Annotated in this window: 23 protein-coding genes; 5 read left to right on the top strand and 18 right to left on the bottom strand. The window is 61.1% G+C overall.

Annotated elements, in window-relative coordinates; translation table 11 throughout:
* Nucleotides 1–118: 118 nt before the first annotated feature.
* From AC3WQA_RS01215 to AC3WQA_RS01185, 7 genes are all read right to left on the bottom strand, one after another.
* On the bottom strand, nt 119–1831 hold the full coding sequence (locus AC3WQA_RS01215) for an ankyrin repeat domain-containing protein (RefSeq protein ID WP_492673297.1): 1713 nt from the start codon (nt 1829–1831) through the stop codon (nt 119–121).
* Nucleotides 1828–2775: a MobF family relaxase gene (gene mobF, locus AC3WQA_RS01210; RefSeq protein WP_492673296.1), complete on the bottom strand. Its 948-nt coding sequence runs from the start codon at nt 2773–2775 to the stop codon at nt 1828–1830. Before mobF ends, AC3WQA_RS01215 begins: the two co-directional genes overlap by 4 nt.
* A gap of 642 nt (nt 2776–3417) precedes the next feature.
* On the bottom strand, nt 3418–3660 hold the full coding sequence (locus tag AC3WQA_RS01205; protein ID WP_492673254.1) for a hypothetical protein: 243 nt from the start codon (nt 3658–3660) through the stop codon (nt 3418–3420).
* Between the two features lie 19 nt (nt 3661–3679).
* Nucleotides 3680–7747, bottom strand: coding sequence for an RHS repeat-associated core domain-containing protein (locus AC3WQA_RS01200; RefSeq protein ID WP_492673253.1), 4068 nt, complete (start codon nt 7745–7747; stop codon nt 3680–3682).
* A 51-nt stretch (nt 7748–7798) separates the two neighbouring features.
* Nucleotides 7799–8476, bottom strand: a complete 678-nt coding sequence (locus tag AC3WQA_RS01195; protein ID WP_492673252.1) for a hypothetical protein — start codon at nt 8474–8476, stop codon at nt 7799–7801.
* 177 nt (nt 8477–8653) lie between these two features.
* On the bottom strand, nt 8654–9208 hold the full coding sequence (locus AC3WQA_RS01190; RefSeq protein WP_492673251.1) for a hypothetical protein: 555 nt from the start codon (nt 9206–9208) through the stop codon (nt 8654–8656).
* A 68-nt stretch (nt 9209–9276) separates the two neighbouring features.
* Nucleotides 9277–9684, bottom strand: a complete 408-nt coding sequence (locus AC3WQA_RS01185; RefSeq protein ID WP_492673250.1) for a helix-turn-helix domain-containing protein — start codon at nt 9682–9684, stop codon at nt 9277–9279.
* Between the two features lie 38 nt (nt 9685–9722).
* Between AC3WQA_RS01185 and AC3WQA_RS01180 the strand changes: the two genes are divergently transcribed.
* From AC3WQA_RS01180 to istB, 3 genes are all read left to right on the top strand, one after another.
* A complete protein-coding gene (locus AC3WQA_RS01180; protein ID WP_492673249.1) occupies nt 9723–10040 on the top strand; it encodes a helix-turn-helix domain-containing protein in 318 nt (105 codons plus the stop codon).
* Between the two features lie 190 nt (nt 10041–10230).
* The gene (istA, locus tag AC3WQA_RS01175; protein WP_492673248.1) at nt 10231–11757 is read left to right on the top strand and encodes an IS21 family transposase; all 1527 of its coding nucleotides are present in this window, start codon (nt 10231–10233) and stop codon (nt 11755–11757) included.
* Nucleotides 11758–11767: 10 nt separating this feature from the next.
* Nucleotides 11768–12508: an IS21-like element helper ATPase IstB gene (istB, locus tag AC3WQA_RS01170; RefSeq protein WP_492673247.1), complete on the top strand. Its 741-nt coding sequence runs from the start codon at nt 11768–11770 to the stop codon at nt 12506–12508.
* Between the two features lie 265 nt (nt 12509–12773).
* On the opposite strand, the gene AC3WQA_RS01165 is transcribed toward istB, so the two are convergent.
* Genes AC3WQA_RS01165 through AC3WQA_RS01145 form a run of 5 tightly spaced genes read right to left on the bottom strand, consistent with a single transcriptional unit; the run spans nt 12774 to nt 17017 of the window.
* Nucleotides 12774–14930 carry a type IV secretion system DNA-binding domain-containing protein gene (locus AC3WQA_RS01165; RefSeq protein WP_492673295.1) on the bottom strand — a complete coding sequence of 719 codons (2157 nt, stop codon included), beginning with the start codon at nt 14928–14930 and terminating at the stop codon, nt 12774–12776.
* A gap of 3 nt (nt 14931–14933) precedes the next feature.
* The gene (locus AC3WQA_RS01160) at nt 14934–15383 is read right to left on the bottom strand and encodes an ankyrin repeat domain-containing protein (RefSeq protein ID WP_492673294.1); all 450 of its coding nucleotides are present in this window, start codon (nt 15381–15383) and stop codon (nt 14934–14936) included.
* Nucleotides 15380–15787 carry a hypothetical protein gene (locus tag AC3WQA_RS01155; protein ID WP_492673293.1) on the bottom strand — a complete coding sequence of 136 codons (408 nt, stop codon included), beginning with the start codon at nt 15785–15787 and terminating at the stop codon, nt 15380–15382. Before AC3WQA_RS01155 ends, AC3WQA_RS01160 begins: the two co-directional genes overlap by 4 nt.
* A complete protein-coding gene (locus AC3WQA_RS01150; RefSeq protein ID WP_492673292.1) occupies nt 15784–16833 on the bottom strand; it encodes an ArdC family protein in 1050 nt (349 codons plus the stop codon). The genes AC3WQA_RS01155 and AC3WQA_RS01150 overlap by 4 nt, the downstream gene beginning before the upstream one ends.
* The gene (locus AC3WQA_RS01145; RefSeq protein WP_492673291.1) at nt 16823–17017 is read right to left on the bottom strand and encodes a hypothetical protein; all 195 of its coding nucleotides are present in this window, start codon (nt 17015–17017) and stop codon (nt 16823–16825) included. The genes AC3WQA_RS01150 and AC3WQA_RS01145 overlap by 11 nt, the downstream gene beginning before the upstream one ends.
* A 115-nt stretch (nt 17018–17132) precedes the next feature.
* Between AC3WQA_RS01145 and AC3WQA_RS01140 the strand changes: the two genes are divergently transcribed.
* Entirely contained in the window at nt 17133–17399 is a 267-nt protein-coding gene (locus AC3WQA_RS01140; protein ID WP_492673290.1) for a hypothetical protein, read from the top strand.
* 31 nt (nt 17400–17430) lie between these two features.
* Here AC3WQA_RS01140 and AC3WQA_RS01135 read toward each other — a convergent pair whose 3' ends face one another.
* From AC3WQA_RS01135 to AC3WQA_RS01120, 4 genes are read right to left on the bottom strand one after another with little or no spacing between them, the layout of a single operon-like run.
* Nucleotides 17431–19314, bottom strand: coding sequence for a DUF262 domain-containing protein (locus tag AC3WQA_RS01135; protein WP_492673289.1), 1884 nt, complete (start codon nt 19312–19314; stop codon nt 17431–17433).
* A 45-nt stretch (nt 19315–19359) separates the two neighbouring features.
* Entirely contained in the window at nt 19360–20862 is a 1503-nt protein-coding gene (locus AC3WQA_RS01130; protein WP_492673288.1) for a hypothetical protein, read from the bottom strand.
* 54 nt (nt 20863–20916) lie between these two features.
* Nucleotides 20917–21378: a hypothetical protein gene (locus AC3WQA_RS01125; protein ID WP_492673287.1), complete on the bottom strand. Its 462-nt coding sequence runs from the start codon at nt 21376–21378 to the stop codon at nt 20917–20919.
* Nucleotides 21375–22031, bottom strand: coding sequence for a murein L,D-transpeptidase catalytic domain-containing protein (locus tag AC3WQA_RS01120; protein ID WP_492673286.1), 657 nt, complete (start codon nt 22029–22031; stop codon nt 21375–21377). Before AC3WQA_RS01120 ends, AC3WQA_RS01125 begins: the two co-directional genes overlap by 4 nt.
* Before the next feature lie 162 nt (nt 22032–22193).
* On the opposite strand from AC3WQA_RS01120, the gene AC3WQA_RS01115 reads away from it, so the two are divergent.
* A complete protein-coding gene (locus AC3WQA_RS01115; RefSeq protein WP_492673285.1) occupies nt 22194–23129 on the top strand; it encodes a phospholipase D family protein in 936 nt (311 codons plus the stop codon).
* A gap of 75 nt (nt 23130–23204) precedes the next feature.
* Here the strand turns inward: AC3WQA_RS01115 and AC3WQA_RS01110 are convergent, their stop codons facing one another.
* Both AC3WQA_RS01110 and AC3WQA_RS01105 read right to left on the bottom strand, forming a co-directional pair.
* Nucleotides 23205–25823 carry a type IV secretory system conjugative DNA transfer family protein gene (locus AC3WQA_RS01110; RefSeq protein WP_492673284.1) on the bottom strand — a complete coding sequence of 873 codons (2619 nt, stop codon included), beginning with the start codon at nt 25821–25823 and terminating at the stop codon, nt 23205–23207.
* Nucleotide 25824: 1 nt separating this feature from the next.
* Nucleotides 25825–26214, bottom strand: coding sequence for a hypothetical protein (locus tag AC3WQA_RS01105; RefSeq protein WP_492673283.1), 390 nt, complete (start codon nt 26212–26214; stop codon nt 25825–25827).
* Nucleotides 26215–26217: the final 3 nt, after the last annotated feature.

The raw sequence follows: 26217 nt of genomic DNA, 5'->3' as shown, positions 1-26217 counted from the left end.
AGGTGATCCGTGGTCGGGATACCTTTACCTTTTCAGAGTGTCGGGTGCTGTCAAGACACGGGTGTAAAAGATAAGGGCCGCATGAGCGGCCCTTATCTTGGGTGAAACAGCGAACGGGTCAGATCCCCCGACCACCCAGTCCGCGGCCACGTTCGCGATCCACGGCGCGACGTGCGGCCTGTTTCTCAGCTGACTGTTCATCGCGTTTCGGCAGAGACACGCTCTGCGAAAACTGCGTGTAGTAACTCGGGTCGCTCGGCCGATCACGTCCACCTTGCCCCTTGCCCTGCTGGCCCTGGCCTTCCTGTTCCTGCACGGGTGCGGGGGCCAAGCCTGCTGCGATGGTGGCCTGCCCCAGTGAAGGCGCCATGCGTGCGGAGGCACGGCGGGTGGTCTCCGCGTTGAAAGCCTCCCCAGCGGTGGGCTCGTGAGCCTGGCCGCGTTGCGGGAGCGGCAATTCCACGAACCGGGCGCCCTTCTGCTGGTCACGTTCGGGTTCTTTGCGGAAGTCCGGCAACGAGACTTTCTGCGAAAGGGCGGACGGATCCCGCGCCTGGGCTTCCTGCTTGCGGAAGTCGGGCAGCTCGACTTTCTGAGACACCGCGGCGGCAGCGAGTGAGGGCGACCGGGCCTGCTGAGCCTGTTCCAGCGGAGTCGGTTCGCGCTGCTGAGCCGGGGCGGTCACCTGCTCCTTGAAGGTGTCGAACAACTGCTGGTGTTCGTTGGTCGGCAGACCCTTCTGCTGCGTTGCAATCTCGTTTTGCACCACGCCCCGCCCGACTCCGCCGATCTCCGTGTAATCCAGAACACTTTGACCCGCATGGTCCACTGCCTGAGCATCGGCACCCACGGAGAAGTAATCCTTCACTCCCTCTTCGTTCAAATACCCACCGCCCAGCTTCTCCAGGTAGACCATCAACGGCGTCCGCCCATGCGAATCTTGGGCATTGATGCTCTCGTCTGCCCCCCGCCCTGCCAAGCCTTTGACGTCCAACTCCCAGTTGTTGGCCTGGGCGTGCAAGGGTGTTTCACCGAGCTCATTGCGCGCATTGATGTCCGCACCATGGGCTTGAAGCATGTCCACGGTCTTGAAGTCGATGCCCTCGCAGTGCAGTGGCGTGTTGCCATGGTGATCGGCAATCGTGGGGTCGGCCCCAGCATTCAGCATGCCTTGGACCAATTCGTGATCGAGCTTGTGGACATTCTTCGCGATCCAATCCTGCCCTAGGTCGATTTCGGTTTCTTGATCCGGGTCCCAATCCTGCCAGTCAGCCACACGGGACAACTGGTGCATCAGCGGCGTCTGCCCCTGCTCGTTGCGTTCGTTAACATCGGCCCCGGTGGCGATCAGCTTTTCGGCTTCACGCCAGTTCTTGGCTTCGTGCAGCAGGTATTGCGGCTTCGCATCGGCACTGACCCCCGCGAAGGGAGCCTGGGTCTGCACTTGCTCGGGTGCCTTCTGTTGGGCTTGGCGCTCCTTGGCGGCCACTTCCACGATCCAGTCCACACCGTTGCCTTTGTGAGTGATCTGTCCGGTGGACATGAGGCGGGCCTGGGACGGCAGCAAGCCGTCGTTGTCCAGCGCCAGTGGATCGGCCCCGGCTTCGAGCAGCATTTTTGCCGCGTGCGCTGATTGAGTCATGTGCAGAGCCGTCTTGCCGCGATCGTTCACCGCGTTCACGTTAGCACCGCGATCGAGTGCGTCGCGTATGCCGTTCAGATCTGCGTAGTCGCGCCCCTTGACCTTGTCTTGCAGAGGGTCGAACGCGGCCCGGTGCAGGTCGGCGTTGGCTTGTTCTTTGGCCTGCCGCGCTTGGTAACCACTGGTCAAGTGAGGCTGGCCATGGTGGCCTCCTGCGCGCTGGCCTCGGGGTGTTCTTGCATGAAGGCCTCGATCTGCTGGCGACGGCCGGACCGCTCACGGATCAGTTCATCGGGCACGCCCGCGATCTTGAAATAGCGGTCTTTCACTTTGCCGTTCTGATCGAGCCGGACGTCGTTCTCGATGCCGAAACCCAGTTCGGTTTGCAGGATCTTCGCCAGCTCCGCGCGGTAGACGGCGCCCACGGCTTTCTTCCAGGCGAACATTTCCTTCGGTTCCAAGGAACCCCATTTGCCATCCTTGCCCAGGCACACGTTGTAGACCAGGCAATGACTATGGACCTGCATATCTATGCCGGTGCCCTGGGCCCCATCGACCTTGTCATGCGACCGGGCGGCGTAGTGTGTGTGCCGGGAGACCAGCAGGCCCTGGACGTCGATGACATCCTTGCTCCCCTGGCCTCGGCGGGTTTCCGCTGCGTGCAGTTCAAGCATCCGCATGCCCGCTTCCACCGCTCGGTGGTGGGCGGCCAGCATCCGGTCGCGCAAAGCGGGATCGGCGGCAGCAAACGCGATGGAGAAGGATTTCGGTGCGGAGAAGGTGCAGTCGAACCCCACCCGTTCGCCGACCCACACGCCCATCGGTTGCCCGTTGTCATCGATGCGCTGTTTGCCCTCGCGGTCGAGCGTCGGGCGAAACTCCGGTTTGCGGCCGGCGTTCTGACGCAGCTTCGTGCCATCGGGCGCAAAACCATCTGCCAGTTTGTCCATCAATTCTTCGGTGACTTTCTGTTCCAGAAGCCCCATCGCTGCCGCCCCACCGCACAACCACTTCGCTGAGGATTGCTCGATCCCGTTCTGGTCGAGGTAATACTCCGTGGCCTTCAAGTAAGCGGGCATGCCACTTGAAGAGCCGTCGGAAGACGTGTTGCGAATGGCGGCAATGGACAACATGGGGAGTCTCCTGCGTATTGCCATCGAGCTGACCATCTGTTGCCAACACGGCTGACCATTTCAGGCAAGTGAACTGACCAGCAGCAGCAGCTTTTTGACCAGTGAACGTCGTAGCTGTAATGCGTGATCTTGCTGCTGTCGTCGTTCAACACGCGACCGCGTCACTGACGTGGCCGACCATGAACCGCTATGTCTTGCCTACCGCCAAACGTCATGCATCGAAGGCCCGCATGAGGCGGGCGTTCGATGCATGTGCCCCAGCTTGGCAGTGAGGTTTTACCCCATATTTCCCTGCAGCCCTTTTTCTAACCGCAAGGTTCTGGTTGACGGCGCGCATCGGTCATCGTGTGGCGCTTGCCGTTGGCGTAGTAGGCGTGCAGCGTGACGTGGCCCAGCATGTCTGTGACGGTTGCAAATTAATTTCCTCCGCCTCCTTATTGCTGCTTCTGCAGGTAGCGCAGCCGACACCCGCCGCCCTGGTAGAGCCGAAGGCGGTGAACTCGACTGTGGCGACACTGAGTGGCGCCTCGCAGCCATAGAGTCCACCGCCTCCCCTCATTGGGAGGCGAGAGGATCCAGTGATGGACGAACACCAATGAAATAAACAAGGCGCCTCCAGAGGCGCCTTGTTCGGTACTCAGGTCATTCACGCGGTGCCGAACTTCCCGGCAATTGTTCGAAGTCTTCATCTGGCTCAAGGTAGTGGATTAATCCAGCCCCAGCCATTCTGACTATCACACCGGAACGCAAATAGCTCCACTGTTCTTGTGGAAAGAGCGTGGTGTACTCATTCGTGTCGATAGAGCATACAACAACTCCTACGCGCCCCCCCCCTAATGCCACATGATCGCCTAGCCTGACTTCTTTCCCATCTGCATATTTCATTACGCGCCGCCTCCCTTTCTCACAGAGGCACTGCCCCGGGTGGCGGCGGCGGCTCTGTCACGCCAATCGCAGACCAAAAGCACTGACAGTTATTGGGATTCTGGTTCATTCGATACAGGTGTACGTGATCACCCGGGAAAGGGTAATGGGGTTTGCTTGGGGGAACTTTATCAAGGCGGTAACCAATCGTGCCCACTTGGGGCGAACACGGTGGGCAGGAGTTATCAGCCTTATTGCACATTTTTCCGCCAAGCCAATTGCCGACGGCACCGCCCGCAACAGCACCACCTGCAGCACCTGCAGAACCACCAGACTCTCCTCCAGCAACGCCACATCCAACAGTACCTACACCAGGCGCAACCAGCGTGCATGCAGCACCACCACCCACTGCGCCGCCCGCCCCGCCAAGCACTCCTCCTAGAACTCCACCACATGTGGCCCCAGCGGCCGCCCACGCGGCTTGGCATGTCTGTCCCGACGAAGCTAGGCCCAATGGATCGATCGAGCCCAACGGATCTCCATCTACGTAGGCGTAAATGTTCTCCCCTCCCTCTTCCCCAATCGGATCGCGACTGAGCCAGCGGCCTACGGCTGGATCATAAGCACGGTACTGCGTCAGAAACAGACTTGATCCTTGGTCATGCAGCATACCTGCATACCCGTAGTCGGGATGTATACCCCTTGCCCGTGTTGTGACGCCATACGCACCGTACTTGGCAGTGCCCAGCATTTTGCCGTTGGCGTCCGTCGCACCAACCACACTGCCTAATTGGTCGCGCACGTAGTACAGCGCCTGCACCCCATGGATTTCACCCTGGTCGAAGTAGTCCGCCATCACCACGTCGTTGCTATCACGCACCTGGCAAACCGCCGACCCACACCACAGATAGCGAGCCTGCGTGCTGGCAGCGCCGTTCTGGTGGGTGATCATCAAGCGCCGGCCCCAGCCGTCGTAACCGTAACGGGTGACTTCACCGGTTGCGGTATTGGTCTGGCTGACCAGCCTACCAGCCGCGTCCCATGTGTACTGATGTACGCCATCACTGATCAGATTGCCATCCGCATCGTACTGCCATGACATGCCGTTGACCGTGCTGAGCTGGTTCAGCGCGTTGGCAGAGGCCGTGAGGGAGAACGAGGCACCCGCCGCCTTCAGCAGATTGCCGGCCGCGTCGTAGTCGAAGCGGCTGGCATCCCGATCGTCACCGCGCACATCCGTGAGTCGGTATGCCGCATCGTAGCGATACCGCTCGCTGTCACCACGACCATCTTCGTTGTTCCCGTCATCGCGACCGTCATGGCCCCATCCGTCGCGATCGTGACCGTAGTCGTGCTGCAAATCGTTCGCTACCGCCTGTTCCGCATCAATGGTATCGGCCCGATCGTCGTGATTGCCGTCACCATCGTGATCCCTCCCTTCGCGCAGCCGCGGCCACTCAAGTTTGGCGGCTGTCAGCAGATGCTCGGGACTGTGAGCATATTCCTGCAAGGCCTCCAGGCGCCGCCCCTTGACGTCCAGGTACATCAGACGATGCAGTTGCCGGTCACCACGGTTGGACTCGTACTCCATGTTCAACGCAAGGCCGGGCTGGCCGGAGGGCGTCATCAGCACCCGCCACGTCAGCTGGTCGGTGTCGCCGAGGTAGCTGTATTGGAAGTTGCCAAGCGGGTTGGTTTCTTCGCTCAACCGACCCAACGCATCGTAGGTATCGCTCACCGTCACGTCCGTGGTGCGGTGAATGACCCTGCCCAACGCATCGTAGGCATACTGCGCGCTGTCATTCGCACTGAACGGCCCCGTCTCCTGTGCCAGTTTGAGGGCGCCAGGTTGACCGGCTGGCACATAGCTGAAGCCGGTGTTACCCAAGCCGTCCGTCATGCCAGTCAGGCGGGAATAGTAGGGATCGTAGCGGTAGGATGCCGCCGCCGTGGGGTTCACGGCATGCAGGTACTGCACTCCAGTAAGCAGGTCAGCCAGGTCATAGCTGTACGCCATGGTCTGCCCCAACGCATCAGTCTGGCTAATCAGACGGCCAACACCGTCATATGCGTACGTCGAGCCCTTGCCATCGGCATAGGTCTTGGCGGTCACCCGGCCTTCAAGGTCACGCGTCCACGTGGTGACGTTCCCGTTCGGATCGGTCATCGTGTGGCGCTTGCCGTTGGCGTAGTAGGTGCACTGCGTGACGTGGCCCAGCGGGTCGGTGACCGCGATGAGGTTGCGTACGGCGTCGTAGCCGTAGTGGGTGGTGTTGCCCTGGCGGTCAGTGACGGCCACGAGGTCTAGGCGGTTCCACGTGTACCGGGTGGAGGTGTGGTCGGGATAGCTGACGGATACTACGCGATTGAGCGCGTCGTACTGGAACTGGCGCGTGTAGCCCGCAGCATCAGTGCTGGTGGCGACGCGGCCTTCGGCATCGTAGGTGTACCGCTGCGACACATGCCCGAGCGCGTCGATGACGGCCAACAAGTAGCCGTTGCTGTCGTACTGGTAGCGCGTCATGTTGCCCAGAGGGTCGGTGGCCGAGGTGCGTTGGCCGCGGGCGTTGTAAGTGTAGGTGGTGGTACCGCCCGCCGCATCGGTCGTGGTTAGCGGCTGATGCTGGCCGTTGTAGGTGGCGCTCGCCAGCGTATCGAAACCGCTCGCGGTCTTCTGCTGCACCTGGATCTGGTCAACGCCGTTGGGTGCGTACGTATAGGTGGTTTCGCGGCCATCGGGGTCGATCTTGGACGTGACCTTGCCGTACGCGTTGTAGGTGTAGTGAGTGACCTGACTGCTGCCGTCATCCAGCACCCGACCCACGTCACTGGGCAGGTTCAGCGTGCCGGGATAGTACGGCCCCGGCTGGCCGGCATAGTCGTACCAGATCATGCCTTCCAGCGGATACTTGACGTTCTCCAGCACGCGCGAGGTGTAGTAGCAGCACGGATAGGCGTGCAGGAAGTGCTTCATGCGCGCTTTGCTGTAGTCGCAGCTGGTCGTGCCATTGCTCACCGTGCAGGCCGCCGCGAACGCATTCTTGTCCCAGTAATACGAGTCGCGGTAGTTGAGGTAGGCATTGAAGGTATTCATGCCGCTCGGCGCCTGCGACACGCTGAAAGGTGCACCGGGCGCACCGGGCATGTATTCGGTGCGCTCGGTATGCCCGGCGGGATCGGTCGCCTGGATCGACAACTCCGTGGCATTGCCGTTGGCGCCTTCGGTGTGTGCGAAGGTGGTGGTGCCGTAGGGCGTTGTCATCGCCTGCACGAACAGGGCGCTGTCGTAGGTGAAGGTGGAGGTCATGCCGATCGCGTCGGTGATCGACACTAGACGCCCTTGACTGTCGTAGGCCAGGGTTGCGTGGCGACCGAACGGATCGGCAATGCCGGTGACGAGCAGGGGCGCGGTGCTGTTGCCGTAGGTGAAGGTGGTCTGCTGGCCGATCGCGTCGGTCACTGTGACTAGGCGATGCTGGTTGTCGTAACTTAGCGTGAGGGCATTGCCCTGCGCATCGACGATCCGGGTGAGGAGCACCTTGCGCGGGTAGGTAGTCGCGCCGTCCGGCATGGCGAAGACGTCCTTGCTGCCATCGGCGTAGCGCAGTTCGTAGCTGACCGGGTTGCTGGAGGTCATGACCAACACCGCGCCGTTGTCCGGTTCGGGCGAAAACGCACCGGTGGTTGCGTTGTATCCACTGTAGGGCCAGCCGCCGCCGCCCGAGACATAGCGCAGCACCTGACTGCCTGGGTTGCTCGGATCATCCTGGATCCAGCTGATCCAGTTGAGCGTCCACTTCTGCCCGACGCTGAAGGTATCGAACACTACCGGCTGGTCGGCTTCGCGCTCGTTGTAGGCAATCGTGGTCTCCACCGTCGGTCCCAGCGGCGGGGTGTAGCCAATCGGTGTATCGCGGATGTTGAGGCCAGCGAGCAGCGATTTGAAGGAGTACACCGGCATGCCATGGGCAGACCCGCAGCTATTGCTGTCGGCGCTGTCGCACGGCGCGTTGGCATTGGGATCGTTGGCCTGTGTGACGCCAGCCCACGCTTGCATCGTGGTAATGACCAGGATCATCGTTAAAAGTAGCTTGCTCAGCGTCTTCATAAGGTTCTCTCTATCCATGCGAGCGACGTTCGGTGAACCAACGCCGTTGAATCAGTGAAGGGGGAGAAGCGAAATCGGATCGATGCGTGTGCTGGGAGAAACAGGCCGCCCCGAGGTGGTGCTGACCTGCTGGCCGTCGGTGTGACGAAACGCACCTTGCCGGTAGCGCGCCAAACAGGCGCCATCGCCTTTCTGGCAAAGCACTGCCACGCAACCGGTCAGATCGTGGAAGAGCGTGAGGTCGTCGGCACTGCCGGTGGCGGCTTCGTCGTGCGCGGCGTCGTGCGGGGCGTAACGCACCAGATCGCCCACGTGATACGGCGCGGCGGTGAATTCGGTGCGCAGCATGAAGAGCGTTAACGACTGGTTGGTTGTTCCCTTGGGCACGTTGATCGTCACCATCTGCACATCGTGCAGGTAGGGTGTTATCGAAACGGGCAGGCTTTTCCAGTAGCCGTGCGACTTGGCCCAGTGGAAAACCTGGTTCATGTCCGCCGGCGTGCCCACGCTCGCGAGCCGGCCAATGACCAGGTGAGGATAAGCGCCGTCGACGAGCAGGCCACAACGATCAGCACTGCAAATGGGCTGCAAAGGTTTGCCATCCGCCGCGCGTGCAGCGCGGTTGAGCAAAAGCAACAAGGTGAGCGCCAGACCTGTGGTCACCTTGCGCCAATGGCGTCCACAAACCTCAAGACCTGTAGTCTTGACCGGGCTACGGAACGATTTCATGCCCCTTGTCTTCCCTGACATCAGCGACTCCCCAGGCCCTGATTCGATGATGTCGCCATGAGCCGCATCGCGGCAGGCGATCACACGCACTATCTCTTCGCCTGCGCATAGACGTCAACAAGCAAGATCTTGCGCCGAGATGAACTGTCCTGCTATCGTCTCATCGACCTCAGTGCCTCATCGGCAACGCCATAGGCGACGCCACAAGCCCTCGTCCGTAGCCCCGCCGCACCGCACAGATACACGGCACTGAATCTGTCGCGGCCTAAGGTAGATCTGCTGCACACCCCAGCCCATCGCCAGCATCATGGCCATGACGCCGACGAGACGAAGCAGCAAAACCGGTACGGGCAGCGGCGAATGCGAGGCCAGGTACCATGCCTCAAGCAATTCGAATCCCAGGAAGCCCATGACGATACGGCCGAACAAGGCCAAGCCGCGCAGGGATGCCGCAAAGTGCACGCTTTCGCTGCCAAAACGAAGCGAGTGTGTAAACAGTAGCAGGCGTATTTCCCGATCCGTGAGGTCGGCTTCATGCTTCAGACGGATCAGGTTTTGCCGATCCAGTTGAGGCCGATCACATCGGAAGCGCGTACGGAAGGCCCGTTCTTCTTCCTGTGCCAAGCGGTCACGAGCCTCCAGCGAGAGCACCTCCGCATCCGCCGCGCCTTCGCGGACGGCATCCACCAACTCGGACTTCAATTGGTTCCACTTGATGTCGTGCTCTTTCATGGACGAACTACTCCTGGGAAAAAGAATGACGGAACGGTACGAGTGCCCATCTTGCTCGGGTCGTTCGTTCATCGGCGCACCGCGATGGCGAGTAGTTCCTTCACCTGTCCCGGCTCCACACGCCCCTTCTCGGTACTCAGAGCATAGGCAGCCTTCAGTATCCGCAAACGCATGGCTGGCTTGAGCTTCTTGCTCAATGTGGCTAGCTCGGTATCAACGCATCGGATGATCTGATCGACGAGCGCGAAGTCCATCGTGCGCGTGGCCGCTTTGATCGGCTGTTCACCGGGACCAGCCAGTAGCCAGACCGGATCGATACCGTAGGTCTCGTACAAGGCACGAAACAACGCGACCGGCATCTCACGTTCGCCGCGCTCGTAGTTGGCATACGCACGCAGTGACAATCCCAGGGTATCGGCGAAGGCGCCTTGGCTCAGGCCGGTGCTGGCCCGCACAGCTACCAGTCGTTGACCCATAGCAGCGTTTTGTTCTGGCGTTGCAATGCTACTCATATATGCCTATATTGAGTCTCATACATGCCGTAGAGGGTAACGACTTGCGCCACGAAAGGAAACGCCATGAACGGATCAAGGCACGCCTGCGGCAGGCGGGCAGTTCATTGGCGCAAGTGGCGAGAGAACTCGGCGTGCAGCCGACGACTGTCACCTCGGTGAGCCAAGGATATCGGCGCTCGCAGCGTATAGAGGCACAGATCGCGACCACGCTCTCGACGACACCCGATCAGCTCTGGCCGGATCGCTACCCGGTGCTCCAGCGCGCCGCCCCGCCTTCGCCCACAGGAAACGCCTCGCCCGGAACCGCCATCGGTTAACCCACCCCGAACCGCGAGCGCAAAAAGGGCCAGCGTCTGCAAACGCCAGCCCTTTGAGATTGCCATTGTCGAGTGACCACCGACGTACGCATTCTCATGCGCCCCCGCCGATCCTGTCAACCGCGCCGCCCTGAACGGCGGCGCGACGGACGGCAGCGCTCGCCCGATCCCCTCCGCATGAGAATTTGACATGGTTCTGAAGAGCTTATGCCGGCTATTGCTGATCACCGACCTGTCCAACCGCAAGGTCGGACAGATCTGCCATGTGCACCATCACACCGCCGGCCGCTACCGCGACCGCCTGCGAGAAGAAGGGCTGACCTGGGAACGTGTGAGCGAACTTTCCGAAGAAGCGCTCGATGCGCGCCTCAACAACGGCCGTGAGCGGATACGAAAGAAGTTCGTGGAACCGGACTGGTCTCACGTCCATCAGGAGCTTTCCCGCCCCGGGGTGACGATCACGCTGCTGTATGAGGAATACGCCTCCTCACTCGACACCGAGCCCATGTCCGATCGGGAATTCCGGCGACGCCACGACCGCTACAAGCGCACGCTCGGCGTGGTCATGCGCCAGGTGCGACGCCCGGGCGAAGAACTCTTCGTCGACTACTCGGGCAAGCGCCCCTCGATCACAAATCCCGACACCGGCGTGAAGACGCCGGCGGAATTGTGGGTCGGCGTCCTGGGCTCCAGCCGCAAGACCTTTGCCTATTGCACGGCGACGCAGCAGTTGCCCGACTGGATCGATGCGCATGTGCACGCGTTGGCGTTCTTCAGTGCCGTCCCGCTCTACCTCGTCCCCGATAACCTCAAGTCCGCCGTGGTCAGCATCTCCCGCAAGGATGGCCACTACATCAACCCCACCTACCAGGCCTTTGCCGACCACTACAACCTGACGGTGATGCCCACCCGCGCGCGCAAGCCGCGGGACAAGGCGGCCGTCGAAGGTGGTGTTCGCCTGGCCCAGATGTGGATCCTTGCGCGGCTGCGGAACCGCACGTTCTTTTCGCTCCCCGAACTCAACCAGGCAATCGACGAGCTGTTGGTACGCCTCAACAGCAAAGGAATGCGCACGCGTGGCGGCATGAGCCGAAACGAGTTGTTCGAGGAGCTGGATCGGCCAGCGATGCGCGCGCTGCCGGTGCAGCCCTACGAGTATGCCGAGTGGAAGATTGGCGTCACGGTTCCGCAGGATTACTGCGTCGTCTGGGAGCGCAACTACTACTCAGTGCCTTTCAGCCTGGTGGCGCGCAAGGTCAATCTGCGGGTCACGACGACCACGGTCGAGGCGTATCACCGCGGGCAGTTGGTGGCCACGCATCGCCGTTCGTTCGGTGTCGATGGCGTGTTCATCAAGAAGGAGCACCAACCGCCTGCGCACCGGCTGTACGGTGAAGAGCAGATGGCAGAGCTCGTCGCCTGGGCGGAAACCGTCGGGCCGTCTGTCCACCAGTTCATGCAGCAACACCAGCAAGCCCATTCCGCTGCCGCCTCGATGCAGGCCTTCCGCGGGCTCAAACGGCTGGCCCGAGACTTCGGCACGGAACGGCTCGACCGAGCCTGCGCGCGGGCCCTGCGCATGCGCGCGATCACCATCACCTCCGTCCGCTCGATGTTGTCGCGCGGCATCGAGAACACACCGCTGCAAGACGACGCGGCGGCCAACGACCCCATCGCACCGCACCAGAACGTGCGCGGCGCCACCGACTACGAATAGGGGATACCTCATGTCACACCTGCAAACCATCGAGCAACTGCGCGACTTGCACCTCGCCGGCATGGCCGAGGCGTTCGCCCACCAGATGAGCGATACCGTGTTCGCCAGCGTGGCTTTCGAGCAGCGCGTACAAATGCTGGTCGAGGCCGAAAAAGCGCAACGTGACAACCAACGCTATCAGCGCCTTCTGAAGAACGCCAAGCTCAAGGTCATCGCCGCACCCGAGGAGATCGACTATCGGCCGGGGCGTGGTTTGGACAAAGCCGTGATGGCGGATCTGCTGACCGGCTTCTGGATCGGCGCACACCGGAATGTGCTCATCACCGGCGCCACCGGCACTGGCAAGACTTGGCTCGGCTGCGCCCTCGGCGTCCAGGCCGCGCGCTTGGGTTTCACGGTTGCGTACCGCCGAACCGCCCGGCTGCTGGAAGAGATGGCCATCGGGCACGAGGACGGAACCATCGCGCGACAGCGCAACCAGCTCAGCAAGGCGCAACTGCTGATCCTCGACGACTTCGGGTTGACCGCGCTGACGAATCGCGGGCGCTCGGATCTGCTCGAAGTGCTGGATGATCGGGTGGGCAGCGGCGCCACCATCATCCTGGGTCAAATGCCCGTCAAGGATTGGCACTCCTACATAAACGATCCAGCAATGGCCGACGCGATCCTCGATCGGCTCGTCCACAGCAGCGTTAAGCTGGATCTGAAGGGCGAATCCATGCGGCGGGTGAAAAACCGCAGCGGTCAGTAGACTGCCTGCGCCGGGCAGCGAGGTGCCGGCGGTGGATAGTCTGTTGGCGAAGCTGGATAGCGCCGCAGGCGACGGTGGTCAGCTGGGTTGCCGGCCGCGGTCAATCGCTGTGGCAAAGGTGGTTAACCGGCTGGCGTTTTGCAGTCTCCTGAGATTGACTCCAAGCTATCCAAGCTCCGGGCCTTGTCTAGCCTTCGCCGGCATCTCTTGATGGCACCCGATCTCCACCACGGGGACGGGAGGCCCCTTCATCGGGGGCCTTTTCTTATGCGTTTGGCGATTCGGTCGGGCGCAGCCGTCGCGCACGGGCGAGGATCCGCTCATGTGTTGATGTGGGGGCACCGTCGGGCTCGAAGGGGTCCACTTCTTTAACGACAGGATCGGGTGTGGTTTTCGCAGCGGCCCAGGCGGCGTGATCGCGTTCGGCCGGTTCGTAGGGGAAGTCGGGACCGTCGCCAATGTCAGCTGGGTTTTTCAGGTGGCGTTGCTTGGCCGCCTCGTGCCGCTCCTCTTCCTTCTTGCTCGCTTCGCGCTGCGTCTCCTCGCGCCGGCTGGCCTCCGCCTGCTCGGCCTTTTCAACGGCGGCCCGCTCCTGCACCTGCATGAGGCGCCGGGCAGCTGCCGAAGGTTCGGGTGTCACGCCTGGCATGGCCGGCCCACGCGTCCAGCGCGCCTTGCGCAATGGGGAGCGGCGCTTGGGTATGGACGCGCCCGGGAAGTCCAGGGTCAACACGTCGCCACCGGATGTTCCCAGTGCGACCATGGCGCGCACGCCCCAGCCTTCGGGCAGTGTTTTGCTCTTCTTCCGCTTGAACGCACCCAGTTCTCCGATCGCGTGGCTCGACACCACTGCCTGGTTCTCTTCATGCACCGATGTGGACACTTTCCCATCTGCGCTGGTGTTCGCGGCGGTGACGGACCACTTGGCTTTTCCGAAGACTTCCGCCAACTCGTCGCGTGAACTGGACGCTGACATGCGGAAGACGATTTGCGTGCCGAACATCGACGTCAACGTCTTGCGCACGTGCGGGCCCCACACGGCTTCGATCTGCGAGAAATCCTGGCACGTGGCACACACCACGATTCCGGCTGACCTTCCGCGTTCCACGATCGCTGGGAAGTCGATTTTGCCGATGCTGGGCAGCTCATCGAGAAAAATCCCGATCGTGCGATTTTTTTCATCGTCGGGCAGCGACAGCAAGGTGGGCGTCAACAGATTGATGATGGCGCTGCTGAACGCGGCCGTGGCGTGCTTGTCGGGGCCGGCTTGCAGCAAGATTTGGCGGGTCTTGCTGTTGTTGGGCCAGTTGTCCGCCGCCCACGCTTTGAAGGAGATGCTGGGTCGTGGGTTGCCCGCCTCGTCGTAACCGTTGCCCCAGGCGAGGGCCAGATCATCGATCAACTTCGTGTTGGCCGCCAGCGTGGACAGGACTGAGTTGGCGGTTTGCGAGCCTTCCGCGACCAAGGCTTGGGCTTTGGCGTAGTGCACGCTCATCCGTTCGGCGATGGTGGCCATGTCGTCGTTCAATCGCTCGCCGAGGATGTCCCACCCCCAGTTGATCCCGTATTGATCTTGCAGGGATCGAATCGACCCTGCGAAAAGCATGCGCGCGCTGTTGGGCCAGTAAGGGTCCTTGTCGTTCGACGGAATGAAGGAGGCCGCCAGCGCATCGGCATCTTGTGGGGTGCGGCAATCGCGGCCAATGTCCCACACCAGCGACCGGTAATCCCAGGGCGAAATGAGCCCGACCGTGCCGCCTAGAAAGTAGCTGGTCATGTCCTTTTTCGCATCGTAGATCAGCGCCCGGTGCCCGCCCTGGATCATCGCCTGAATGAGTTTCAGCAGCACGACGGTCTTGCCGCCACCAGGCGAACCCACCATTAGGACGCCGCGCGTGAGCCGCGTCTTCGCCAGGCGCAACGCGTCGTGGAGGATCACGAACGGTGGCTCACCGGCCAGCTCTTGCTCGGTCACGCGAAGTCCGTTTGCCTCGGCTTCCTCGCCGTCTAGCAACCGTGGTCCTGACACCCACTGCATGCGGCGCCATGGCGTGAGCCCAGAGATGAAGATGGCCGTGCCGGCTGAAAGCGAAAGCAGCCAAACGGGGAACAACCGAAGGTGCAGAGCCAGGAGCGAAAGCGCGGCGGGGTTGTCCACGACGGCATGGCGGAAGAAGTGTCCGTGGGTGATCTGCGAGAGCACCAATGCCGGGTAGCCGAACAGTTGGGCGATCAAACCGCCATCGGGGACAGGGCTGCCGAAGAGTGGTCGCCAGGTCACCCAACCAAGGCCCAAGGCGAGCGCGATGAACACGGTGATGCCGGCGAGCAAAGCGTGATCGACTTGCCGGATCCACACCGCAGGCGGATGGTTGGCTGGGATGCCCTGGAAGAAGAGATTGAGAACTTCGCGACGGGCCACGGGTCACCGCCCGTGGGACATGTCGCGGTCCCTGCTCTGCCCCAGCGCCTGCTGTCCATGCTGCCAGCTGTATTGCACCATGCTCGGGCCGAAGGCCAAGGCATCGCAAAGTGTCAGCGGCGTGTGCCCATTGACGCTCACGATGTCGGTTCGCGCGCCCGCGTCAATCAACCGGTTCCAGACGGCCGGCGATTTCAGGAAGGCGGCCTCATGGAGCGCCGTGCGTCCGCTTCCGTTCTGAATGTCGGGATCCGCGCCAGCATCCAGCAGAAAGATGACCGCCTGCTCCTGACCCATCGCCGCGGCCAGGTTGAGAGCCGTGTCGCCAATGCCTGGGCGCTGGGCGTCCAGGACGGCACCGGCCACCAGTGCGCTCTTCATTTCCAGCACGTCGCCGCGCGCCGCCGCTTGAAAAAGTTTCGCTTGGGCCTGCTGTTGCTGTTCGGGTGTCATGACGCCAGCCTCAGCGAACGTGTCACCACCGACTGCACGCGGCACACACGCCACACCTGGCGAAGGGTGAGCGGGAGTGCGGCGATCTGAGCGGCAACATCGAGGCCTGGGATCTGCTTCGGCGCACTGCGCCACCGCGAACACACCATGGCGTCGAAGACCACCCCCATGAGCCTGCGGACGCCTTGCCCAGTGATGATGTGGCAACGCTCGGCGTGAAGGAGTATCCGCTCGACGCGCGCCATGGCCCGCTTGCGTGCGCGCTCGAAATCGGGCCCATCAGGGAGGCGCCGGTGCCATGTCGCAGCGTCTTCTGCCCAGATCAGGTTGTGGGCAGCCTTGCACAACGCGTTCAAGAGAACGTCGGACGTGCACGGGCGGGAGTAGACCAGGCGGAGGCTCATCGGGACATCCCCATGTCGCGTTGGGGCTTACGCACCTGGCGTGCAGCGACGGGCGCCCGAACAGGTGCCGGGGCGTGCTGCTCTTCGGGGGCTTTGACCGTTGGGCGCTGTTGCTCCTGCTGTTTCCCTTTGTCGAGGACGTGCTGCCGATCGAACGCCAAGACGAAGTTGAAAATCTTTTCGGCGTCGGCGGCTGCGCGGAAGATTTCGCGTGGGTCGTCCTTCAAAGCCTTGACCCAACTTTTCACATAAGCGGCATGCTGCCCCGGGTCGTGACCGACACCCAGCTCAGTGCCAACCATTAGCGAACTGATTTCCGCCCTCAATTCCTCGAGCGCATATTCCGGACTGGCGAACGTGCCGTTCAACAGGTCCCGGCTCAATCGGGCGGGATGACCTGTCCAGTGACCCAGCTCGTGAAGGGCCGTGGCGTAATAGCGATCACCCGCCGCGAACTGCTCTTTCAAAGGTAGGATGATCCGATCGCTGGCGGGCGAATAGAAAGCCTCATTGCCCGCACGGTGGTCGATCCACGCGCCGCTGGCTTGAAGCAACGCCTCAGCGCGCTCCTGCGGATCCCATGTGCGTTCGGGCACAACATAGGGAGGGATGCCATCGATCTGCGACGCATGGAAGACGGTGGCCCAGAACACCTTGGGCCGCTCCATCTTGACGTTGCGCTTGGAGCCATCGGCCTGCTTCTCCTCCTTCTCCCATTGCCAGTATTCGACCGTGGTGCCCTTCTCGCCCCGCCGGATCTGCCAGCCCTCGGCTGCCGCCTGCTTATAGGTGCACCAGCGCGGGTCGTCGTGGCCTTGGGCCATGAGATACACCGCATTGATCCCGTGATACGGCTTGCCGCTCACCGGGTTCATCGGTCGCCCGAAGGTGATGGCATCGGGATCCCAAGGCCGCTGCCAAGGCGCGGTGCCCGCTTCGAGCTGAACGATCAGCTGCTGCGCGACGCGCTGCGCGTAGGGCACCTTCTCTTTGCCGGCGCCGTTGTCTTCCGCCTGCTGCGGTGCTTGCAAGCCATCAGCTGACATGAGCCACCTCCTCACTGCGATCGCGTGCGATGGTGGCGTCTGCAAGGGACAACGCGTCCTCTTCGAACGCGCCCAAGGCTTCTGCAAAGTGCTGGGGATCGGACATCGGCACACCGCTGGGTGGGCGGCGCCACGACAGCTCGTGCGCGGGCTGCGGTTTCTTGTTCTTGCGGAAGATGGGCATGGGGAGGCACCTTGAAGTGGGTCACTTCTAGGTGTAGGCCAAAATCGGGTGCCGTCTAGCCCCCGCCCTGGCGGGCCATGATTTAATCGAACATCAAACTGACAGGGCCCAGGCGATGACCACGACCTTCCGCTACTTTTTCGACAAAGACACCGCGGCCGCCATGGCTGACGTGGACAAGACTCTGAAAAAGCTGAAAGGGTTCAAGTGTTCGTGGCTCGATCCGGACACGCGGAAACCGTTGGACAAAGGTGACGTTCGACCGGTGGCGGATGTGTTCCTCGAAGTGCAGTCGATTGGCGACCTGACCGACGATGAAGTGGCCGCGTTGCTCAATATGAATTTGTTTTCGCTGACAGCAGGTGTTTACCAGGCGCCCTGATCACCACCGCGACCGCACTCACCTGGTCAACTCATCCCGCCGCGGGCCGCTCCACGTCCGGCCACGTGCGACCCACGTGAACGAACAGCTCCTTGGTTCTCTCCCGGATGGCGGCCTCGTCCCACGCGTCGGCTGCTGGCTCGTGGAAGTAGCGCGTGAGGTTCAACCGCGCGAATTTCAACAACTCGGGGCGTTTGTCGGACCAGGCGCTGTTCGACAAGGCCGGGTTGAGATACGGCGTGATCAAGGTGAGGTTGCCCAACGTGTTGAGCAGCACATCGCGCTCGGCTGCGGCCTGTTGTGCTTTCACTGGCTCGGCCAGGATTTCAGCAGACAGTGGCCAATGCTCGCGCCATTTCACCGGGAGGACGTGTTCGATGGTCAGCCCGTCTGGAAGGGCCAACACTTCGGACTTGTTGTGCTGGGCGGCGAATTCCAAGGCTTCGAGCACCAGACGGACTTTCGGTTGGGACAAGCGCTTGTAGAGCGGCATGCCCCAGATGGCCGTCAGCAGCTCATCGTTGTCGGGAAAGCGGACACTTTCGCCCGTGCCCTTCGCCAACCAGGAGGAGACAAATGCGGCGGAGACTTCGTGCGCCTTGTCCACCGCCTTGATCAGGTCGATGAACAAGCGGTTGTAGTTCTTCGGGGTGAGGCCGCAAATCATCCGCCGCACAAGGAAGGACTCGATGACGCCCAACAGCGCGTCGAACTCGATTTGCCGATCCGGCATCAGTTCGCCATAGGCAAACAGCAAGAAGGGATACACCGTGGTGGTGTCTATCGCCTCCAAGCGACGCAGGAACAACGCCAGACGTGGGTGATCCCCTGGCGTGGTGAATTTCACATAGATCTTGGCGTAGCGGTCCAACTGCGCCATGTGCCCCGCGGAGGTCGTCGGCAGTGGGATCAGAGAGCCTTCCACCGGCTTTGCATCCTGCACGAAGGCTTTGAACACGCTGAACAAATGCGTGGATTTCACATCGTCACTGGTCATCAGTGCGAGGTAGTAATTCAGGAAGATGTCTATGCGGTAACGGGTGATGCGGCCTTGTTTGATTTCCGCACGCCACCAGTTGTCATCGAAGCGGCGCCAATGCTGCTCATACAGTTTTTCAACGTCCTCGCCCTCGGATGTGGCCCGACGGAACAGGAAGTTCTTGATCAGGTCCGCGGGGAGCAACGGCTCACCCAAGGCGTTCATCGTTTCGAAGATGACCTGGGTTTCGTCTTCCTTGTCCAGGTCGATCACCACCATTTGCAAACTGGCCTTCGCCACCACCCACAAGGCTTCCTGTCGGTCAACGACACTCAGGGCAAGGGCGGGTTCGGATTCACTGACCACGTCCAGCTTGCCGGCAAACCAGGCCACCAGCTGAGTGGAAAAATACCGGTAAGCGCCGACGATGTTGGAACTGCGCAGCTCCGGAGTGGATTTGAGTAGTTCGTCAAGTTTCGCCACGGAACCGGCTTCATGCACCACACGGAAGGCTGGTCGATCGCCGTTGGTTGGCCAGAGCTTGAATGCCTCCACCTCGTGGTCAATCTTGTTGCGCCGGTTGCAGACCAGATCCCCGAATCGCTCCACATACTTCTCACTGTCGAGCGAGGCTGCGTGATCGCGGCAGGCAACCAGGAAAAGTTGGAGCGTGGTGAAACGCTGCTGGCCGTCGATCACCTGGCGGCTTTCGACTGAACCGGTCGCGTTGCCCAGTTGTTCCAGGACAACCGCGCCCAGAAAGTGGGGGTGGACACTGCCCCTGCGCAGCAGCTTGTTTAGCAGTCCCTGGATGTCCTCCCAGAGCGGTTCCCAGTTCCGCTGTTCGTCCCACACATACGGGCGTTGAAACAAGGGAATCTGGTATTGGATGGTCCGCTCGAAAATGCGTTCGAGATTGCGTGCTTTCGCTTCCATGCCTCGTCCCCTGTGGTTGTGCTTGCGATCTTACATGCGCCTGATCTACTCAGTCAGGACCTTCTCTGCAAATTGCAGTAGGGGAGCAGTCAACACTGTTCCCACCAAGTGCATGCCCGTGCCGCGACCCATGAGATCGGCAATGCGATTGACATCCAACACGCCGTCATCGAAATCCTGTTGCATCTGGGCGACAAGCGTTACTTTCGCCAGCGTCAGGCATACCTCTGCCCACTGGGACAGTCCGCTACTTGATTGCTCATCCTCCGCAATCAGCAAGTTGATCACTTTTGCAACTGGCAAGATGCCATTCGTCCGAAAATGCTCCGCGAGTTCACCCATGACGTGCTTCATGAGACGCCATACCTGCTGGCTTTCATTGTCTACAACTTGCTCCATCAACATCTGGCGATCACCAGGACCCATTCCAGCAACTGATGCAAGAGACACCGCCATGCGTTGTGCGAGCCGCATCAATTGGTGATCCTCGATTCGACAGTGCAACTCCACAAACCGTCTTTGCATCGTGCCATCGCCGATGGCCTCACGAAGAGGCTGCGTTTTATCGCTGGGAATGGTCACCCGGCTTACAGCGTTTTCATTTGTCCGCTCGGTGATGTCGTGCGGGGGATGGATTGCCAAGGGGTCGATGTCGATGATCACTTCACTGGACGAGGTAACGTCAGGCACGTGACCTAGGCGAGCCGCGAAATGTAATGTGTCGAAAAGTGAGAAGCGCGCGTAGATCAGCCCGTCGGTGTGATCAACACCAACCGTCACCCGATGTCCGAACGCATACGCATTCGGCGAGGAGTCTTTCAACAGCGAAAAATCCCACCAGATAGGTAGATCACCATCAAACGGTTTCAACGACTCATCCAACGCCGCCCGCGCTGCCACAAGAGACTCGCTTTCGTCGTCCGTGCTTTCAAATCCGTCAAGGATTGCCACTTTGGCAATGGCTTGGGTGTAAGCGATGAAGTCGTTGATGACACCGGAGCGGGCATGAATCGGAAATGCCTGGGCGGCGTAGGTCTGCATCAGATAAGCCAAGGCTCCGAGGCCACATGGACCACCAAAGGACCGTCGATGATGGACAGCGCCCGGTATGTATCGGGTGGTGGTTGGCTTTCCTTGGACCACTACCGAATAACCGGCGTCCTCCTGCTCTTTCTTCCACTTTTTCATCGCCGCCCTGTCGGGGAAGTTCATGGACACTTCAAGGCCATTTTCCGTGGGCGTCTCCGAAACGATTTGAGGCTCGGTGAATTTGATGCTGTCGGCTGAGATCGCAAGTTTGAGACCGCTCTTCGAGTCAATCTCGATGACCACCTTCTTCTGTTTGGTGTGGTCGGAGCTGACGCCCAAATAGGCGTTAAGGAAATCTAACTGAGACCCGAGATCCGCAACCAAGCCGGAATAGCTGTTGTCATGGGTGTGGCAGTAGATCCCTGAGTTTTTCCGGCGTCCACCCAAAGACGCAGGGAACACGTGCTCCTTGGAGCCGGCAGGATTTCCGCACACGATGCACGTTTTGCTCTTGGTCACATCCTTTGCCCTTGGTCGTCATCAGTGTTTCGATTTTAACCGCACGGCTGATATTCACCACTGCGGCCGCAGGCGTGGGCGGCTCTGGTCGCGCACACGCCAGGGGACCCCTGCGCTCTGAGCCACGGGCCGCTGGACACCACCGGTGGGCGGCACCACACCCAGCCGTTGCAGCTCCATCGTGAGGCGGTGGGTGGGAACGCTGGCGGGCACCCACACGCCTGGGATTTCGCCCAGCGCAAATGGCTTGGGGTTGCGCTGGTAGGCAAGGATCGCTCGACTGGTCGCTTGCGGTGTCACTTGAACCCGCAGCGCGTTTTGCAGCTCACCCGCGTTCTCGGCAATGTCCACCGCATGGGCCAGGTGTTCCAAACCCATCGTGCCCAGAACAATGCTGGCGAGCGTGCCCGCGAACAGTTCGAGGAAAACGCTTTCTTTTTCAATCGGCTCGCAGGTGCGCGGGTCGATCGGGACGAACATCCACACGGTGGTTTGCAGTTGGATGGAAGCGCTCATGTGGTGGGTCCTCCGGGAGAGCAGGCGTTGCGGGGTGACGTGGACCAGACCGGATTGAGGGTCACGGGCCAGGGGGATCGGGAAGCGGGACAACTGATCGATGGGGCACCGGGCCCGTCGATCCAGAGCAGGCTGCCGGCCAGGGCACCTTCTTTGTCGAGCTTGGCGAAGACGGCGGGATTGAGCGCGGGGCATCCGTTACTGCGACCGACATGGCCAGAAAGACCCACGTAATCGGCGGGATGCAGCACCACGTGTCGCTCGCGCACCTGGTCGTCATAGCCGTAAGTGAGCCCGTCGAGGCGGTAGGACTTGCCGTGGCCCACCATCATGTAGGCCTCTGCCACTTGGTAGAGGCCCAAGGATGTGCGGTTGCTGTCGGGGATGTTACCGAACGCCTGAGGCACGCCCGTCTTGCTCGGATCGGATCCGGCACCATGCGCCACAAACGTGCGCGCCAGGAGTTCGGGCCGGCCGCGGTCGGTGAGGTCCAGGACCCAGAGCCGTGGATGCGAGCTGGGCTGAGACATGTCTGCGATCAGCAGGTGGCGAACCTGGCGGCCAGCGCACGTGACGGCGGCCAAGGCACGCTGTGCGATGGCTTCGGAGAGTGCGGGTGCGGCTTGATGGATCTGGGTGAGGAGCGGAAGCATTTGTCAGTCTCGGTGGTATTTGGGTGGTCGGTAGGTCACCCCATAACTAGACGTTAATCGAATCCGGCACCCTGTCAATGGTGTTCCCTTGTCGGCTTGCAATGGCGCTCGCCTGGCCGCCCTGGGTGAGCGCAGAATGGGGCTTTCAACAGGGGGATGGGGATGACACGGCTGATCGAGAACCAGCAAAAGTTGGCTGAGTGGGTGCAACAGCAGAGTGGCGACCTGGATATTGCCGTTGCGTTCTGGGGCAAAGGCGCGATCGAGATGCTGGGCTTGGTCAAGCGTGACCGTGATCTGCGGGTGATCTTGGATCTGTCCTCAGGGGCTTCTCATCCCGATGAAGTGAATGCCCTCCGCGCCCTCCCCCGGTGCAAGGTGAAGTGCGTGCCGCGTTTCCATGCCAAGGCCTACCTCACCGACACCGCCATGGTGGTCGGCAGTGCCAACGCATCGAAAGATGGGTTGGGTGAGGATGGCACCGAGAAGTCGCGGTGGCACGAACTGGCCATGCACACCGACGACCCGAAACTGGTGAGTGAAGGAACCGAATGGTTCGACCGCAAATGGCGCCTGGCGAAAAAGGTGACGGATGAGGATGTCGCCGCAGCCAGGGCGAAGTGGCTGATCAACCAACGCAGGCGACCGCTTCCGTCTTCGAACGGCAAGGATTTGTTGACCGCTGCGATCGAGGATCCGGAGGCCTATCGCAACCTGGGCCTCAACGTCGCTGTTACGTTGCAGGATCTCAGTCCGGAAGGCAAAAGGACCCTGAAACAGATCGAAAAGCAGACTGGCCATGTGGTGTATGCCTTCGAGGACTGGCCGCACATTCCCACCGAACAGAAGATCCTGAGCTTCCTGAAATACAAGGGAAAAAACTTCGAAATTGATGGGGTGTATTACTCGGGCGAGAAGCAACGCTCAGCGTTGAAAATGGTGTTGGCCTCCGATGTGCCCGGCTACAAACTCGGCAGCATCACGAAATGGAAGAAGTGCCTGCAACGTGCACATGACCACGACTCCAAAGCCTGGGTCCGGGAGGGTGGCATTTGCATGGACCTGGGCGACTTCGCCGAGAAGTTCGGCAAAGGTTGAACAAGGTAAGGGCCTCTTGCGAGGCCCTAATTGGGTGGTGAAGCGGGGAAGAGCAGCGCCCGAAGGCGCCGCTGATCAGGCGGCGAGCGGCAAGCTCAGGCCCATGGAGAGATGGTCCAGGGATTCCGCAACCTCGACCTCCTCGGGCTCTTCCAAGCCCATCGGCACCTCGGCCGCTTGTGCCGCGGCGAACAGGGCATCGAGCTCCGGATACAGGCTTTCTGGCTCGACGTAGTTCGGATCGCACATCTCCGCGGGCAACTCATCCATCAGCTGATCCAACCGGATGTAGTCCCGACGTGGTGAACCGGAACGCATGACCATCGCGATGGCCAGGCCTTGCTTAGCCGTGAGGTTGCTGAACTCCGCCCGCGACAGCAACGGCTTCTCCTCCCACTGACCTGAGGTCGTGCGCAATTCGAAGGACATGTCCGCATCGATCGAACCAACGGGTTCTTGCAGCGGCTTGAACCCACCTGCCCCACGGCGCCGGAACATCTGCATCCAGCGTTTCAACGGGTGCTTCGGATCGAACAGCGGCGACTCGATGGCAGCAATCGCAGAGCCGATGAAGTCGATGCCCTGGGTCTTGCCACTGAAAGGCGGTGTCCACACGTTGCCAAAGCGCTTGGACAGCCATTCAAACGTGGCCGGAGAACTGCTCAGCGAGATGGCACTCTGGAATGCATCCAAGAACGCCTCGATCTTGTTAGCATTCTTGCCGGTCTGCCGGATAGACTCGACCGCCTGGGTGCACGCCACCATCCACAATCCAAGGCTGCGGCACTGGGGCGCGAGCTCGGCGTCGGCGTCACTCAGAATGGCTTGACACTCATCCATGGCCATCAGCAGAGGCTTGGCTTCGGGGTCTTGCACCCACCACTTGCCTTCGGGCGCTTCTGCACGCTTACGGATGCCGTTGAACACGCGGTTTTTCAGGAACTGTTGCGCAGCTTGGCCCGCCCGTCCGTAACGTGTGGAAGGCAGGTTGAACCCCATTTTCGCGCCGCGCAAGCAGTCCTCCACCACCACACCGGTTTCCGCGGTGGCCCAGGGCAACAGCTCCTTGTGGCCCATGATCGGGCTCATCCACGAGTCCAGGGTCGTCATGATCCCGGAGCGGGTCTTGCTCTCTTGCGTCGGCAGGAACTGCAAGAAGTAGTGGCGCGCTTCGGCCAGCAAGCCATCGCGACCTTCGGGATGGTGGGCCTGCACCAGGTCGAGATACGTGTGCAGCGTCGTGCCCGCCTTGTCGTCTTCGCTCGATGACACAGATTTGTCCTTGGCATCGGCACCTTCCAGCGCCAACACCGCCAGCTGGTAATGGTCGCGCATCGTCCACTTCAACGTCTTGCCCGATGCCGGCGCGTCTTTCGAAATCAAGCACAAGGCTTCGAGAATCGCCGCCGAGTGACGGCAGAGGTTGTAAGCCAAGTCGTTCCACATCTTGGCTTCGTCTTGCGAGTCATCAACCACATTGAGCTCACGCAACGTGCGTGAAACCTCAGCGGAAGTCATCCCTTGGTAAAGCGCCACGATCACTTTGGACGGATCCACCGTGACATACCCCAGCAGCTTACGGAAGACGCTGGGCAAGGCGCCCTTGCCGTCCATGACCAGCACGCCGCCGGCTTGGGCCTTGATGAAGGCCACGATGATCGGGATGAGCAACTGGACGGTTTTACCGCGACCGGTGCTGCCGAAGATGATGATGTGGGTGGCCAGATCCCGCACGGTCTGACCGAACGGCAACCCGCCGTCGCTGGCCCAACCGTCCCATTTCAAGGTGAGGCGGCCCGTGGCATGTCCGTAGGTGATGAAGGGGCTGTCGTCCATGGCCGTGCGCTTGGCCTGTTCTTCGCGCCCCTCCACGTGTGACAAGGGCAAGTTGGACGACTCGATGCTCTTCCTGGCTTGGATCACCAGTTGGCGCGCTCGTTCATTCTGGTCTTGCAATGCCCAAGCCGCAGGCAGCAACGCGCCCGGAATGGCAAGCACGAATGGCCGCAGAAACTCAGGTGTGTGTGAGGCGATCAACACGATGACGACCAAGCCAATCACCACGCCCACGGCGACGCGCGCACCGCGCAGTCCGCCGAACAAAACGGCCAAGCCGATCAATGCGCCAAAACCAATCAATGCAGGGATGCCACCCCCGCCAATGGCATGCATGACCGATCCACCCACCATCGTCATGCCGGTGATGGGCAGTGCTACTGACAGACCCACCGCCGCCGCACCCCATTTGAACGATTCCGTTGCGGTTGAAATCAGGACGATGACCGGGATCATCAGGAGCACGAGGACAGGTGACACCCACGTGCTCATGACGACACTGTTCAAGCAGCCGAGCAGTGACAGAAAGCCAAACAGCAACGGCAAACTGGCCGGGAATGAACCCTGCATCAAATCATCGACCAGCATCCGGCCTGAGATGTGCTCCTGGCGGCCCGTGACGGGATCCGGAGCCGTGCGGAAATAGCGGCCGTTGATGTCGCGCTGATCTTTGGGGAGCACGCGCCAGTCTCCTTTCTTCACCTCGATATACAGCTCTTTGTCTTCCTTGGATTGCCCCGGCTTGCGCTTGCCCTGAGGGACGTCCCACCGGGTGCTCAGGAACAATGCTTCGTTCTTGGCACGTTCGAAGATGTCATTGAGGTCAAGCCACCGGCCCATCTTGATGACGTCGAGCATGTCAGTGCGCTCCGTTGTAGTTGAAAGGTTTGAGGTTCGGGTAGGGATTGGCCACCGGCGTCTGCTGGGTCTGGTCGGCCGGCGTCGAAAGGGATTTGAGCTGGCGACCTGAGAACCCGATTACCGCGGCCAGGATCAACACGCCAATGCAGCCCGCGAGGGTCACCCCCGACGTCAGAACGCCCACCCGCACCCTCAGGTCACGGCGCACCATGTCCGCAAACAAGCGGTTGCGCTGGATTTTGAATTGCTGGATTTCAGAAACGGTGGGCACTTTCCTGTCGCCCTTCTCGCAGTAGAAGTCCACGGGCATGCCCAGACTGGTGGGGGTGCCGATGAAAAAGCATCCCAAGCGATGCAGGGCTTTTGAGGTGAGTGAGAGGGCGGCCATGGG

The sequence above is a fragment of the Rhodanobacter sp. FW106-PBR-R2A-2-24 genome, from assembly GCF_058789615.1.
Note: the sequence above shows the minus strand (reverse complement) of the source record. Positions and strands in the feature narration are given on the sequence as shown.

Bases quoted from the DNA above. Each gene is read 5' to 3' on its own strand.
- AC3WQA_RS01200 (WP_492673253.1), bottom strand. From the start codon at position 7,747: ATGAAGACGCTGAGCAAGCTACTTTTAACGATGATCCTGGTCATTACC.
- AC3WQA_RS01155 (WP_492673293.1), bottom strand. From the start codon at position 15,787: ATGAGCCTCCGCCTGGTCTACTCCCGCCCGTGCACGTCCGACGTTCTC.
- AC3WQA_RS01110 (WP_492673284.1), bottom strand. From the start codon at position 25,823: ATGCTCGACGTCATCAAGATGGGCCGGTGGCTTGACCTCAATGACATC.
- AC3WQA_RS01135 (WP_492673289.1), bottom strand. From the start codon at position 19,314: ATGGAAGCGAAAGCACGCAATCTCGAACGCATTTTCGAGCGGACCATC.
- AC3WQA_RS01115 (WP_492673285.1), top strand. From the start codon at position 22,194: ATGACACGGCTGATCGAGAACCAGCAAAAGTTGGCTGAGTGGGTGCAA.
- AC3WQA_RS01205 (WP_492673254.1), bottom strand. From the start codon at position 3,660: ATGAAATATGCAGATGGGAAAGAAGTCAGGCTAGGCGATCATGTGGCA.
- AC3WQA_RS01195 (WP_492673252.1), bottom strand. From the start codon at position 8,476: ATGAAATCGTTCCGTAGCCCGGTCAAGACTACAGGTCTTGAGGTTTGT.
- AC3WQA_RS01105 (WP_492673283.1), bottom strand. From the start codon at position 26,214: ATGGCCGCCCTCTCACTCACCTCAAAAGCCCTGCATCGCTTGGGATGC.
- AC3WQA_RS01180 (WP_492673249.1), top strand. From the start codon at position 9,723: ATGCCTATATTGAGTCTCATACATGCCGTAGAGGGTAACGACTTGCGC.
- mobF (WP_492673296.1), bottom strand. From the start codon at position 2,775: ATGTTGTCCATTGCCGCCATTCGCAACACGTCTTCCGACGGCTCTTCA.
- AC3WQA_RS01120 (WP_492673286.1), bottom strand. From the start codon at position 22,031: ATGCTTCCGCTCCTCACCCAGATCCATCAAGCCGCACCCGCACTCTCC.
- AC3WQA_RS01185 (WP_492673250.1), bottom strand. From the start codon at position 9,684: ATGGGTCAACGACTGGTAGCTGTGCGGGCCAGCACCGGCCTGAGCCAA.
- istB (WP_492673247.1), top strand. From the start codon at position 11,768: ATGTCACACCTGCAAACCATCGAGCAACTGCGCGACTTGCACCTCGCC.
- AC3WQA_RS01145 (WP_492673291.1), bottom strand. From the start codon at position 17,017: ATGCCCATCTTCCGCAAGAACAAGAAACCGCAGCCCGCGCACGAGCTG.
- AC3WQA_RS01160 (WP_492673294.1), bottom strand. From the start codon at position 15,383: ATGACACCCGAACAGCAACAGCAGGCCCAAGCGAAACTTTTTCAAGCG.
- AC3WQA_RS01125 (WP_492673287.1), bottom strand. From the start codon at position 21,378: ATGAGCGCTTCCATCCAACTGCAAACCACCGTGTGGATGTTCGTCCCG.
- istA (WP_492673248.1), top strand. From the start codon at position 10,231: ATGGTTCTGAAGAGCTTATGCCGGCTATTGCTGATCACCGACCTGTCC.
- AC3WQA_RS01140 (WP_492673290.1), top strand. From the start codon at position 17,133: ATGACCACGACCTTCCGCTACTTTTTCGACAAAGACACCGCGGCCGCC.
- AC3WQA_RS01190 (WP_492673251.1), bottom strand. From the start codon at position 9,208: ATGAAAGAGCACGACATCAAGTGGAACCAATTGAAGTCCGAGTTGGTG.
- AC3WQA_RS01150 (WP_492673292.1), bottom strand. From the start codon at position 16,833: ATGTCAGCTGATGGCTTGCAAGCACCGCAGCAGGCGGAAGACAACGGC.